The sequence below is a fragment of the Paraburkholderia sp. CNPSo 3281 genome (genome assembly GCF_024206515.1).
Taxonomy (GTDB): domain Bacteria; phylum Pseudomonadota; class Gammaproteobacteria; order Burkholderiales; family Burkholderiaceae; genus Paraburkholderia; species Paraburkholderia nodosa.
In genome coordinates, this window is the sequence record NZ_JAMBPS010000105.1 from 1 (window position 1) to 11859 (window position 11859).

The following is an 11859-nucleotide window of genomic DNA, read 5'->3' on the forward strand; positions in this document are numbered from 1 at the left end:
CTACGCAAGATCGTCAAGACGCGTGGGCACTTCCCGACGGACGAGGCCGCGACCAAACTGCTCTGGCTGGCCTTGCGCAATATCACGGCTGACTGGAGCCGTGCCGCGCATGACTGGAAAGCCGCGATGAACCAGTTCGCGATCCTCTACGAGGATCGCTTCACCAGAAATCATTTGTAGAATGCAATTGATGAGCCTGCCAGACGGCAGGCTTTTATCTGCCTTGCACACAAAAATTCAGACACTCCCTTCTGTCGATGCAGCGCAGCCGAACGATGGCCGTCGGCCAGGTAAGGCGGGCGCGGTTGATCCTGGGCGCGCCGAGAGTCACGGCTTCGAATACAAACGCAACGGTACCTTGAGCCTGTTTGCGGCGCTGAATGTCGCCACCGGCGAAGTGCTGGGCAAGACTGCACCACGCCATACCAGTGCTCAGTTCGTCGCGTTCCTCACCGAGGTGGTATCGGCGCAGCCAGCCAGAAAGGAGATTCATGTGATCTGTGACAACGTGAGTAGCCACAAAACCGAAGCTGTTCAAACCTTTCTGGCTGACCATACGAATGTCTCGATCCATTACACCCCCACATATTCGTCATGGTTGAACCAGGTCGAGAACTGGTTTGCCCGCATCCAGCGCGACGTCATCACGCGCGGTGTATTCACCAGCACCCGGGATCTCGATAAAAAACTCATGCGGTACATCCGCCAATACAACATGCAGGCCACCCCGTTGAAATGGAAGTATTCCGATCCAACCCGACGCATCCGGTGCAATTCATCTGGTTCAATGGACTGATATGACTTCAAGTGTCAATGGGGGTCGGTTTTCAACTTCTCGAGTACATGTTAATTAACCCGCTCGCGCTGAACGACACGCACATGCTCAGGAGTCGCGTCGACCTGCACTCTTTCTGGATTTGCGAATCTACTTTGTACCGGCACTGCAGCAGTAGGCGAGGAGGAAAACATGCTTCCCGGGTATCGGTCTTCACGATTGAGCGGATATCGGTGTTGAGCTTCGCCATTGCCGCAGACACGTAGTCGGGGGTCGGTAGCTTGCCGGTATTGAAGTCATGGACAACCACAGCAACGGCTTTGTTGTCCTTCGTCTTTGGATGGGCGAGAGCTCGATCTTCTTCCGCGAACTTCTGCTCGCGCGTCGCGACAGCACCCACCTGTCCGCCGCAGTAGCCGTGAGTACCTGACATCACATGAATCGTATTAGCATCACCGCTCAACCCCGCCGCAATCTCGTTCAGAGCAGCGGCGACGTCGCTCACGTCGCATATATCATGGAATCCCCAAATTTGCACGGCATCGGGAGTACTGCTGGTAATATTCACAAGTGTTGTCACAACGCTCTCCAAGGTTTGGGAAGGCCCCGTTAGGATCAACCGAAATATAGGCTAAGCGGGGCGTCACTGAGGCCTGATCCATATCCTTCGCACACTGGATGTCGTCGCCGTGCAGGTACAGGAAATGTGCTGCAGCACATCTATTACCGGCAGAAAGTTTTTATGCACAGTAGCCACGACAAGGGCTTCGTAGGCAAGCCCCCAGCGTTGGTTTTGTGCACATAAAATCTCATGATGGGAGTCCTAACGGCCATTGCGACCGTGCTTGTGAGCAGCTCGATCATGGAGCATTCCCCCCATCAAGTTTCAAGCCGCCTGCCGTTGGAGCAGGTCATTGCTGTGCCGTGCGCAAACTGGAGAGGCTGGGCTACTGCAGAAGATCGCAGCTGCCGGCCTCCAGGTCCGACAAACATTTATGTCGAGTTCCTATGACCGGAATCCTTTGCTATCAATGAGCGGTACCCGAGACTGTGCATAAAAACTTTCTGCCGGTAATACATCGATGTCGTCGCGATCGATGCATGGCGCAGGTTGTCGCGCACGCTGGTCAGTTTGGCCCCGCTAGCGAGCGCGTGGCTCGCGTGACTGTGGCGCATCCAGTGCGGACTCGCGCGGCGCAATTTTTCGGCAGCTACCGGATGATCGGCCTGGATCACGTCGGCTGCCTGTGCGAAGAAGCGGCGCATGACGCGCCCCAGACGCGAACCCGCGTCGCCGTCTTCGCCCAGACTCGCGACCAGTGATGTCTTCGGGTTCCAGCGTTGTGGCGTGACAGGCAGGCGTCGCTGTGCAAGGTACTGATCGAGCGCAGTACGCGCGTGCGGCGGCAGTGCCACCTTGCCGGGCTTACTGCCCTTGCCGACCAGATGCAGCCAGTGATCACCGTGCCCGTCCACGCGGATGCTGCCGAGCTCGGCGCCGACCAGTTCGCTCGCGCGCAGACCCGTCGCGTAGCCGAAGTCAAGCAGGAAGCGCAGCCGCTGCGCCGCTGGCTCCGACCAGCCATAGGGCCATTCGGCAGTTGTGGGTCGCGCATGTAGCGCAGCGTGTAAATGCTGCGCACCGGGTCTCGACCTTCTCTAACCACCTGAAATCAAAGGACTTCCAAAATTTCTGCGGTTCCGGCTTACAACCCCATCTTGCAAGCGCAGTTCCCCAAGCCCCCGAATCATCTGGTTCGGATCAAGCGTGCCGATAACGACCCGCTTTAGTTTCCGGTCGATTACCCGGTCAGTGCACGAGACCTTTGGATGATTCCTGTGGGTACATGGCTCAAGCGTCGAGTAAAGCGTGGCGCCTTCGAGGTCGACGCCTTGTAGCTTCCCCGTTCGGGCGATGTGTATTCGGCATGCTCGCCGTCCTTCCCAACAGGGCACTTCAAGCGTATGCGGCGCGCTTTGAGTGGGCATCAGGCACCCCAACTGAGAACAGTCTAGTTTTTGGTTTTTCTTAAATAAATTGAATTCTTTTTATGTATTTCATATCCCGTGCGAATTGAATTTCGCCATGCTCTGCTTGACTTACAAACTCGGCCATTGATTCGCGATTTGTAGGGATGCGCAGCGACGGCAGATGAACTTGGCGATTGTCCATTGACGCGATGCCGATCTCTCCGGCACGCCGCCGCGTGGGGGCGCCTCTCAGCTCGTCGTTTTGCCGATATGCGCGGCTAGGCGTGACATGATCGGCGAGACGCGGCTGTCGGCGTAAGCCAGCACGAGGTCGCGCCTGCTGCTATCAAATGTGGTGAGGCGGCGCGTTGCCATCCCCTTGGGCAACATGCGGGCAAAGTGGCTGGGCACCAGGCTGCAAAGTCCGGTCGCCGCGACCAGAGAAAAAATGCTCAGCATTCCATCGGCTTCGAGAGGCGGCGTTGTCTCTGGCGGGCCATTCTGGCTGAGAAACGCGTCGATGGTCTCGCGTAGTGCGGGCGCGATGGAGCCGGCGACCGCGATGATGCGCTCAGCGGACAGGTCGGTGGGCGAGAGACGCCTTTTTTTCAAGAGCCGGTGCCCACGCGGCAAGATAGCGATCAGCTCTTCGGTTCGGATCGTTTGGGTCGACCATTCTGGGCAGATATCACCCTGACGGACGAATGCACCGTCGATGCTGCCATTTTCCAGCGCGCGAACCAGATCGGGATGCAGCTTGCTTTGAACGTCGATTGAGACATCCTGCAAATCTGGCCCCAGGGTAGTCCACACGAGTCCCATCAGTTCGTCCTCCGTGCCCGGAATCATGCCGAGCAGCTTGCAATTACCCACTTCTTTTTAGCGCGAGCTCATAGCCGATCTGGATGTCAGTCAGGCGTCGCATCCCGCGCCACATTACGGTATTGCCCGGCGGAGGGTCGTTGGCGCGCGCAAGGTAACCACCGAGCTGAGCGAGCCTGATAACGTTGCGCACGAGCGGCGGAGCTTGCGCGTTATGGGGCGTATCGTGAACGATGTGTTCAAGCAGTTCGATTTCGGTGCGTGTGAACGCGAGTTCGGCGGCGGCCTGCGGCGCCGATCGGCCGAGCATGGTGAGCCAGAATATGCGCCAGCTCAGGATGCAGAAGACTGCGATCAGGTTCGTTAGCCTGTCGGCTGTGCGAAGCCGGGACTCTTCGGCTTTGCAACCCGATTTCAGGATCTTGTGGAAGGTCTCGATTTTCCAACGCATTGCGTACCAGTCGAGCTTTTCGATTGCCTCTGCCCGAGAACGGACCGGCAGGTTGGTGATCAGCTTCCATTCGATGCGGGCACGCCCGGACGGCGGATCGCGTTCCTGTGCGTGGAGGACTGTTAGCTGTAGCGCAGGGTAACGGCTCTGCTTGCCGATGGGTGGCAGAACAGTCATATGCTGGTAGCGCAGTTCAAGCGTCGCGGTCATCGGACGGCCTTTCGCGTCGCGAAGTTCGACGCGATGGAGCCCCTTGACCTGAACCTGCTGCATGGCTTTGGAGATCGTGTGCTGACCATCTCCCGCGAGCCTGTCGACGCAGGTACGCACAAGGAAGTGGGTGCAAAGATCGTATGCGGTGCAAAACAGCTCGTAAATGTCGCTTTCCCGATCGCCGATGTGAATGCAACGCACAGGATCGTCGAGAAGCTGAGTCGACTGGCGCATATTCTCCAGCCAGCGCCAGCTTTCCTTTTCCTCAATCGGTACGCGCGTGGGATTGATATGGCGCTTGAGTTCCGAAGCCCCCTTGAACTGCTTTCTCGTCCAGAACTTCACCGCCGCCAGGCCAAGTGGCAATCCATCGGCACTGACAGCAAGACTCGAATGCATCAGGATGCCGCATTGCGTGAGCGGCTGTCGCGGACCCACGCCGTTTTTTCCCGTGCGCAGGGTCGTCTTGCCCGTGTAGCCGATGAGTTCGGGGCGCTCGCGCTGGTACGAGAATGTGGTCGTGTCCTGCAGGACGAGCACCGGCCCATCGGTGGCCTTCACACGTTCAGCGCTCGCCTGGAAATGCCCGCTCAGGATATCGTGTTCGCTGACGCGGTCGTTCGACAAAAACCTGTACGCAGCCTTGGTAGAAGCCCAGTCCTGACACGCGAACGGAATAGTCTGCCCCATGCCATCCCACAGCTTTTCCAGCAGCGTTGCGAAGCGACGGCGCAACCGTGTGTCCCGGAATTCGCTTCCCTGGACTTCAAGATCCATCCACGACCGATCATCCGCCCGTCGCTTGCCGGCCATCTCGCTTGCGCATGGAACATGACGTATCCCAGGTTACCAGGTTTCGCGGCAAAGATGTGGGTAATTGCAAGGCCGAGCACCAGCTTACGGGGGCGCTGCACGTGTTCCCGGGTGCGTCTGAGCGCGAGATCGAGCTGCGCGACGGCCAGCGTGGCTTCCTTGAGCAGCACTTCGCCAACGTCGGTCAGGTGTACGCCTTGCCACGATCGCACGAACAAGGCACAGCCGACATCACTCTCTAACACGCGGATTTGTCGAGTCAAAGACGGTTGCGCGACGCGCAGGAGCTTGGCACCCTCCGCAAAGCTGCCAGCTTCGGCGAATGCGAGGAAGTACCGGAGGTGTCGTATTCCCATTGGGAGAGTACAGCCTCCAGGCATAGGGGCCGCCGCATAAAGTATTGGAATGCCTGCGGTACGCTCGACTAGACTCTGATGCGCGACGATCCGAGCATGGCTCGGTGCAGTGAATTATCGGCTTGCCCGATGGCCGGCCCGGGATGATGTATCGCCACGGTTGCCGCGTCTCGCGAGCCGGGACTACGCGGTGCGCGGTGCAAGCGGTCGCGCCTTTTTTTCTACTTGTCATTGCGAGTTGCCACATGAGCACGAATATCCGGAAGATCGGTGTAGTAGGTACTGGCGTCATTGGAGCCAGTTGGAGTGCATTGTTTTTGGCTCGGGGTTTCGACGTCGTGGCGACTGATCCGGCACCGGGCGCGGAAAAGGCATTGCGTGAATACGTCGCCAACGCCTGGCCAGCGATGGAAACGCTAGGTGCGGTCGTCCCCGGGGGCTCGCAGGCGCGTTTGACGTTCAGGACAGATATCCACGGAATCGCCGACGTCGACTTCGTTCAGGAAAACGGCCCGGAGCGGCTAGAGTTCAAGCACAAGCTCTATCAGCAACTCGATACATTGCTCCCTCCCGATGTCATCATTGCAACCAGCTCGTCGGGCCTGACCATGACAGACATTCAGCAAGGGTGCGAGCACCACCCAGAGCGTTGTCTTGTCGGTCACCCCTTCAATCCGCCGCATCTGATTCCCCTCGTCGAACTCGTCGCCGGCAAACGGACGGCGGCCGAGGCGATTGACCGCGCGGATGTTTTCTACTCGGCGCTGGGCAAAAAGACGATCCGGCTCAAAAAGGAAGTACCGGGTCATGTCGCCAACCGCCTCCAGGGGGTGCTCGTTCGTGAAATTATGTCGCTCGTTAGCGAGGGAGTAGTCAGTGTCGCAGATGCTGATGCCGCCTGCTCGTGGGGTCCGGGGCTGCGCTGGGGCGTCATGGGCCCTGTGGTATTGAACCATCTCGGTGGCGGCGTCGGCGGTATTGAGCATTTTTATGATCAATTCGCTGGTCCTCTAGTCACATGGTGGACTCCGTTGGGTGACTTTGAATTCACGAAGGAAGTGCGGGAAAAGATGATCGCCGGACTGAAAGAAGAAGTAGGAAGCCGCGACTTCCGCGATCTGGCGTCCGAACGTGACCGTCTCTTACTAACGTTGCTCAAGACCCGGCTCGCGGAACTGCCGAAGCATTAATTTTTCGCGCGGCGAGCGCATAGAGCATCCCGGTCTGACCGCAACTGGTCGGATCGGGGAAACGGCGTCGTTTGTCTCACGGAGGGATGAATCTCCCGAATATTGGAGATCTCGGAGGGCATACATGACGACCATTTACGATATTGACCGTATTTGAAAAATTAGGCTTACGCGTGTCAAGATCGAGTTCCTCTGAGGGCGTCACGGACGCCAATGTGCGTGTAGCAATCAACGGTGGCGGTGCAACGGGCGTGGAATTGAGGGCGGAATTGAGAAACGCGGCGATGCAGCTCCGACAGTACGACCTGGACGGGTTCGACGAAGGGCGGCTCACAGTGACTTCTATGGGGCAATGGAAGTCAAGCCCTTTCGCGATCCATCTTTCCCAACTGATTGCGGGTTTTCCGAAGGGGCCGAATTTGTCTGCGAGCCCCACCGGGAATGGCTTTCGGAGCTGGCGAGGGGGAGCGGTTAAAGTCAGGGCTTTGGCGTGTCGCTACTTCGCCGGCGCATTGCGCCATGGCGCGTCGTTACCATGTCGATCACTTCGCAAATCAGACTTCCGCTTCGCTTTGCCTGTCTTGCCAACTCATGCATTTCATGAAACATATGCATTACTGATCAAATGCAACTTCAGTCTGCTTGAAACCCGCAATCAGTTGAAGGTCAAGCTCTTCAACGAACGCCTCGATGATCCTGACCGGATTGTCGTCAGCGACGAAGTCATCAAGGCATTCTGGAAGCAGCGTCACCTGCTTGCGATCTTCACCTTCTATGAATCGCTTCATCCGGTCACCCATGCTGAACGAGTTAATCCAGTTTAGGCGATCCATGCGTTTTCACACACCCTCGACCCACTGCCGCCGCTCGAACGAGCCCTGCCTCGACGGCAGCTTGCGAGGTACAAGGGGTTCCACGCCGGAACCCCTGAAATTTCCGTCGCTCCAATTCGAGCCCGGCTATGAGCGCGTCCAGGTCGATTTTGTTGCACCACCCAGATGGACTGAACCCCGAAGATTGGATATCGGTCTTGAAGGGTTTATGAGCAAACGAAGCTGGCCGGATGAGCGTGGAATACCTGCCGTATGCGGGGAAAGCTCGCACACACTACCTGCCGCACCTCAAGGTACGCGGATTAAGCTTGAGGTGGGCTACACAGGGGCTCTGAGCCGCATTGAGGGGGCAGGTCATGAAGCAGTCTAGCAAGTACGCGTGGGGCTCGATGTACGTCAGGAAACGGTTGCCGTAGCGGTCCGCGGAGCACCTCATGAGACGTACCCAGGCGCCTATCGACCTGCCGCCTCGCTGCGCGCGCAGCAGGACATGGGCATCGAGGTGCAACTGCTCGACCGCTAGGCGGCGCAGGCGCGCCTGCCCATCGCGACCTTCGACGCCGCCGCGCTGATCGGCTTCGAGCCCGAAGCCCGTTTCGCCGACGCCTACCTCGTCGCGACCAGCTTCGCACGCTCCGCGCGCCGCCGCGGCGTGAAAATCATGGAAGGGGTGCGCGTGACCGGCCTCGTGCGCGAAGGCCGCCGCGTGGTGGGCGTGCAAACGTCGGCGGGACGCTTTGGCTGCGGCACGCTCATCAGCACGCAGAACATCTGGACGCCCGAACTCGCCGAGTGGATTGGCGTGCCGCTGCCGGTTAAACCCGAGCGCCACACCGTGCTCGCTCTCGAATGCGAAGCCGCGCCCTACACCTTCGCCATGCCGGCGTTCAAAGATCTCGGCTCGCCGGGCACGCTCTATTTCCGCAGCTATGGAGGCAGCCAGATGCTGGTCTCCGAAGGCGTGGTGGGCGAAACGCTCAACGCGCGCGAGACCCGAGCAGGGCTCTCTCGGATGGTCAGCCAGAAATGTTCGAACAGCATCGGTTTTGTGGCTGCTCACGTTGTCACAGATTACGTGAATCTCTTTTCCGCGCGGCTGGGCCGATACCACCTCGGTGAGGAACGCAACGAACTGGGCGCTGGTATGGCGCGGCGCGGTTTTGCCCAGCACCTCACCAGTGGCGAAATTCAATGCGGCGAACAGGCTCAGGGTTCCATTGCGTTTGTATTCGAAGCCATGACTCTCAGCGCGCCCGGGCGACAGCGGCAACATCCGGTCCTTGCGATCCAGCGCCTGGATGGCCATCTTCTCGTCCACGCAGAACACCACCGCGCGCAACGGCGGATTGAGGTACAGCCCGATCACATCGGCGGCCTTGGTCTCAAAGTCAGGATCGTTCGACACCATGTGCGTATCCAGACGATGTGGCCGAATGTCGTGCTTGCGCCAGATACGTTGCACGGTCATGAAAGCCATACCCAGCTGTGCCGCCAGTTTGCGGCTGCTCCAGTGCGTCGAGCCGTCGGCCGGCTTACGCCGCAGCGTGTAGTCGAGTACTCTCGCTTCAAGGCCCGTCAGGTCGCGGCGCCCGGCCTGGATGTCTGCCGTACAGGCCAGCCAAACGGTGACGGGCGAAACGCGTTTGCCACGTTGTGATGAAACGCGAATCGCATCGCAACTCGGTCATGATCGCCGCATGCGAGGCACCTTCGTCAAGTAGCAGGATCAACCGCGCACGCCTTACCTGGCAAACGGCCATGGTGCGGCTGCGCTGCATCGACATCAGCTCTTCGCGCTCGGTTTCACTCAGATTCATTTTGCCCATGCACCATTAGTTCAATTGGATTAGTCTTTCGTGTTGTTCCCCCCCCGCATCATAGCGCACCGCTTTATTGCGACAAAACCAGATCTGGGAGGTGCACAATGACACCTCATCGCAAATTCGCTTCCCCCCAGATAACGCTTTGACGTGACAACTCCGACATATGTCGTCTGGAATTCAACAAACAGGACAGCCATCAAGGCTGCGTGTCGGCTATTTTTTCAGTTTGCTACTAGTTTACACATGGCACAAACATTGCTGTGCATGGCTGATCAAAAGACATGTGACTGGGAATTGGTATCGGGTATTAAGGTTAAAAAGTCACTTCTTTTAATTAGTGTCGCAAGAATGTACCTTATCGTAGATTTTAAGGATTCCAATATGTTATAAATCGAAAATTCTTTTGGTGACTTGCTAATCGCAATAGCATTATTACCGAGCATCCAAATGATGTTACCGCGTCGTTTGGGATGCATCGCTCATGGACCTACAAGATCACGGCGCAAGCGCGAGGCCGTGGTCGTGGAGTGCGAGCGTTACGGTCCTTTGGGGCTGTCCTTGTCTCGACATCCATATCTCGCGCGGTGCCGCAGACCCCCTGCAAGTACGCGTTTGAAAAAACGCTTCGCTGCAGCCTTGTGGCCGCGCTTCTGTAGCAGGATATCGAGTTCAGCACCGTGGTGATCGATGACGCCATAACAGAAGGCTGGCGTGTAACGTCACAAGTACTTCATCAAGGTGCCATGTGGTGCCGGGCTTGCAAGGCGTCTTTCACTCGGTGCGCAAAGCACGCACCGAATTTATCGCACCGGCGTCGAACCGTATCGTAACTGACGACAACGCCTAAACCGAATCATTGCGCATCAGTCTTTCAAATGTCCTTGTCGTAATGGAGTCGCGAGGAGAACATGAACCACCGGATTGTTACTAATGATCAGCACCCGAATCCTGATAATGTTTGGATTGACGACGGCGAGCGCAATCACATCACGTGTCAGGACGTCGGTCCTCAACTATTCGCGGCATCCTCAGCACAGACGGAGATCTGGCTTGCCGAACAAATTAACCCATGCGGCCCTGTCCACAACATTGGACAATACACCGAAATACGCGGCTGCATTGATCCCACAGTGTTCGAGGAGTCTTTACGCGCAGTGGTTCAGGAAGCGGAGGCTTTACGTTGCCGACTTATTGAGGTGAACGGGTCGCTCCGAGCATTCGTTGCCCCATCCATCGATTGGTCGTTGCCAACTATCGATTTCAGTTCAAAAGCAGCTCCCACCAGAGAGGCTACCAGATGGATGGAGGTTAATTTCGAAACGCCGTTCGATATGAAACAGGATCCCCTATTTTACTATGCGTTACTCAAGATTGCTTCTGATCGATTTATTTGGTATCAACGTTACCACCATAGTGTGATGGATGGTCATAGTGGCGTACTGGTTGCGCGTCGCGTTGCGCATTTCTACAGCATGCGCGTTAGAGGGAAAAAAGCAGACAAATCCTATTTTTCTCCCTTATCACATTTATTAGGAAGCGATGCACGCTATCGCGGCTCATTTGCTTTCGAGCGCGACAAGAAATACTGGATGAGACGTTGCTCGGACTGGCCAGCCCCCGTTACGTTAGCGAATCGGTATGCGCCCGCCTTACGGCATCGCCTCCGCCAGACTGCTTATATTTCATCTCAATCACTACGGGAACTTTTTAATGACCATAGTCGTTTGGCAAATCAAATAACGGTAGCTGTTGCCACCTATCTCTACCGATCTACTGGCGCCGAGGAAATATCGCTGGGTTTTACTGTCACGGCCCGCTTGGGCGAGGATCGCTTGACTCCCGGCATGACGGCAAATGTCCTGCCCATTCGACTATCCGTTCACCATGAGAATAGTGCAACAGAATTAATGGGGCAGGCTGCTAAGCAAATTCAACGAGGCCTCCGGCATCAACGTTATCGTAGCGAAGTGCTTAGGCGAGATCTCGACCGGCTTCACACACAGCCACTTTTTGGCCCTACGGTAAACCTGATGCCCTTCGATTATGGCTTGTCGTTCGGCTCTTGCTTGTCGACGACACATAATCTTGGCAATGCTACGGTCAACGACCTGATGGTCTCAATTTATTCGCCATCCGATGGCGGAGAGGTGAGAATAGATTTCGATGCGAACCCCGATATTTATTCGGAAGCTGAATTGATTGCTCATCAGAGACGCTTCTTGAAAGTGTTAGGCGCAATTGTCGACGACTCCACTCAATCGATTGGCCGTATCGATCTACTTGAAACTGATGAGCGGAATTTGTTGTTGAAAACCTGGAATCGAACCGAGACGGAATATCAACTTGATCGGTGCATTCACCAATTGTTCGAAGAGCAAACCGAGCGAACGCCCGAAGCCGTGGCCATCGTTCACGAAGCCGAGCAGCTCAGCTATGCACAACTCAATGCGCGCGCCAACAGGCTTGCCCATCAACTCGTCGCGCTGGGCGTCGCGCCCGATACCCGGGTGGCCATCTGCGTGGAGCGCTCTGCCGCCATGATCGTCGGTCTATTGGCCATTCTCAAGGCTGGCGGCGCCTATGTGCCGCTCGACCCCGCCTATCCGGGAGAG

The 11859-nt window shown here is 57.0% G+C and carries 9 protein-coding genes and 7 pseudogenes; 8 read left to right on the forward strand and 8 right to left on the reverse strand.

What is annotated here, in order from left to right; translation table 11 throughout:
• Together M3I56_RS39610 and M3I56_RS39615 are read left to right on the forward strand one after the other, a co-directional pair.
• Positions 1-180, forward strand: a pseudogene (locus M3I56_RS39610) (IS256 family transposase); the annotation flags it as partial.
• Positions 181-229: 49 nt separating this feature from the next.
• Positions 230-796: pseudogene (locus M3I56_RS39615) on the forward strand (IS630 family transposase); the annotation flags it as partial.
• Between the two features lie 31 nt (positions 797-827).
• Here the strand turns inward: M3I56_RS39615 and M3I56_RS39620 are convergent.
• The 5 genes and pseudogenes from M3I56_RS39620 to M3I56_RS39635 all read right to left on the reverse strand — a co-directional run bounded on the left by M3I56_RS39620 (position 828) and on the right by M3I56_RS39635 (position 5009).
• The gene (locus M3I56_RS39620; RefSeq protein ID WP_254358519.1) at positions 828-1355 is read right to left on the reverse strand and encodes a hypothetical protein; all 528 of its coding nucleotides are present in this window, start codon (positions 1353-1355) and stop codon (positions 828-830) included.
• A gap of 413 nt (positions 1356-1768) precedes the next feature.
• A pseudogene (locus tag M3I56_RS39625) lies at positions 1769-2371 on the reverse strand (tyrosine-type recombinase/integrase); the annotation flags it as partial.
• Between the two features lie 63 nt (positions 2372-2434).
• A complete protein-coding gene (locus M3I56_RS41825; protein ID WP_375541880.1) occupies positions 2435-2764 on the reverse strand; it encodes a hypothetical protein in 330 nt (109 codons plus the stop codon).
• Positions 2765-2995: 231 nt separating this feature from the next.
• Positions 2996-3595 carry a LysR family substrate-binding domain-containing protein gene (locus M3I56_RS39630; RefSeq protein WP_254358520.1) on the reverse strand — a complete coding sequence of 200 codons (600 nt, stop codon included), beginning with the start codon at positions 3593-3595 and terminating at the stop codon, positions 2996-2998.
• Positions 3596-3611: 16 nt separating this feature from the next.
• Positions 3612-5009 (reverse strand): IS4 family transposase, encoded by a 1398-nt coding sequence (locus M3I56_RS39635; RefSeq protein WP_254358521.1) that lies wholly within the window; start codon positions 5007-5009, stop codon positions 3612-3614.
• A 47-nt stretch (positions 5010-5056) separates the two neighbouring features.
• On the opposite strand from M3I56_RS39635, the gene M3I56_RS39640 reads away from it, so the two are divergent.
• Complete coding sequence (locus tag M3I56_RS39640; protein WP_254358522.1) at positions 5057-5287, forward strand: hypothetical protein; 231 nt, start codon at positions 5057-5059, stop codon at positions 5285-5287.
• Here M3I56_RS39640 and M3I56_RS39645 read toward each other — a convergent pair.
• Positions 5276-5425 (reverse strand): annotated as a pseudogene (locus M3I56_RS39645) (LysR family transcriptional regulator); the annotation flags it as partial. The gene M3I56_RS39640 and the pseudogene M3I56_RS39645 overlap by 12 nt on opposite strands.
• Positions 5426-5646: 221 nt before the next feature.
• Here M3I56_RS39645 and M3I56_RS39650 point away from each other — a divergent pair.
• The 4 genes and pseudogenes from M3I56_RS39650 to M3I56_RS41835 all read left to right on the forward strand — a co-directional run.
• The gene (locus M3I56_RS39650; protein ID WP_254345096.1) at positions 5647-6591 is read left to right on the forward strand and encodes a 3-hydroxyacyl-CoA dehydrogenase NAD-binding domain-containing protein; all 945 of its coding nucleotides are present in this window, start codon (positions 5647-5649) and stop codon (positions 6589-6591) included.
• 215 nt (positions 6592-6806) lie between these two features.
• Positions 6807-7415, forward strand: a complete 609-nt coding sequence (locus M3I56_RS39655; protein ID WP_254358523.1) for a hypothetical protein — start codon at positions 6807-6809, stop codon at positions 7413-7415.
• Positions 7416-7803: 388 nt separating this feature from the next.
• Positions 7804-7947 (forward strand): hypothetical protein, encoded by a 144-nt coding sequence (locus tag M3I56_RS41830; RefSeq protein ID WP_375541881.1) that lies wholly within the window; start codon positions 7804-7806, stop codon positions 7945-7947.
• 48 nt (positions 7948-7995) lie between these two features.
• Positions 7996-8319: pseudogene (locus M3I56_RS41835) on the forward strand (NAD(P)/FAD-dependent oxidoreductase); the annotation flags it as partial.
• Between the two features lie 117 nt (positions 8320-8436).
• On the opposite strand, the pseudogene M3I56_RS39665 reads toward M3I56_RS41835, so the two are convergent.
• Together M3I56_RS39665 and M3I56_RS39670 are read right to left on the reverse strand one after the other, a co-directional pair.
• Positions 8437-9250, reverse strand: a pseudogene (locus tag M3I56_RS39665) (IS630 family transposase); the annotation flags it as partial.
• 599 nt (positions 9251-9849) lie between these two features.
• Positions 9850-10100, reverse strand: a pseudogene (locus M3I56_RS39670) (DDE-type integrase/transposase/recombinase); the annotation flags it as partial.
• Between the two features lie 55 nt (positions 10101-10155).
• On the opposite strand from M3I56_RS39670, the gene M3I56_RS39675 reads away from it, so the two are divergent.
• On the forward strand, positions 10156-11859 hold a 1704-nt coding region (locus M3I56_RS39675; RefSeq protein WP_254345094.1), incomplete at its 3' end, for a condensation domain-containing protein.

Bases quoted from the DNA above. Each gene is read 5' to 3' on its own strand.
- M3I56_RS39630 (WP_254358520.1), bottom strand. From the start codon at position 3,595: ATGATTCCGGGCACGGAGGACGAACTGATGGGACTCGTGTGGACTACC.
- M3I56_RS41825 (WP_375541880.1), bottom strand. From the start codon at position 2,764: ATGCCCACTCAAAGCGCGCCGCATACGCTTGAAGTGCCCTGTTGGGAA.
- M3I56_RS39635 (WP_254358521.1), bottom strand. From the start codon at position 5,009: ATGGATCTTGAAGTCCAGGGAAGCGAATTCCGGGACACACGGTTGCGC.
- M3I56_RS39640 (WP_254358522.1), top strand. From the start codon at position 5,057: ATGGAACATGACGTATCCCAGGTTACCAGGTTTCGCGGCAAAGATGTG.
- M3I56_RS39650 (WP_254345096.1), top strand. From the start codon at position 5,647: ATGAGCACGAATATCCGGAAGATCGGTGTAGTAGGTACTGGCGTCATT.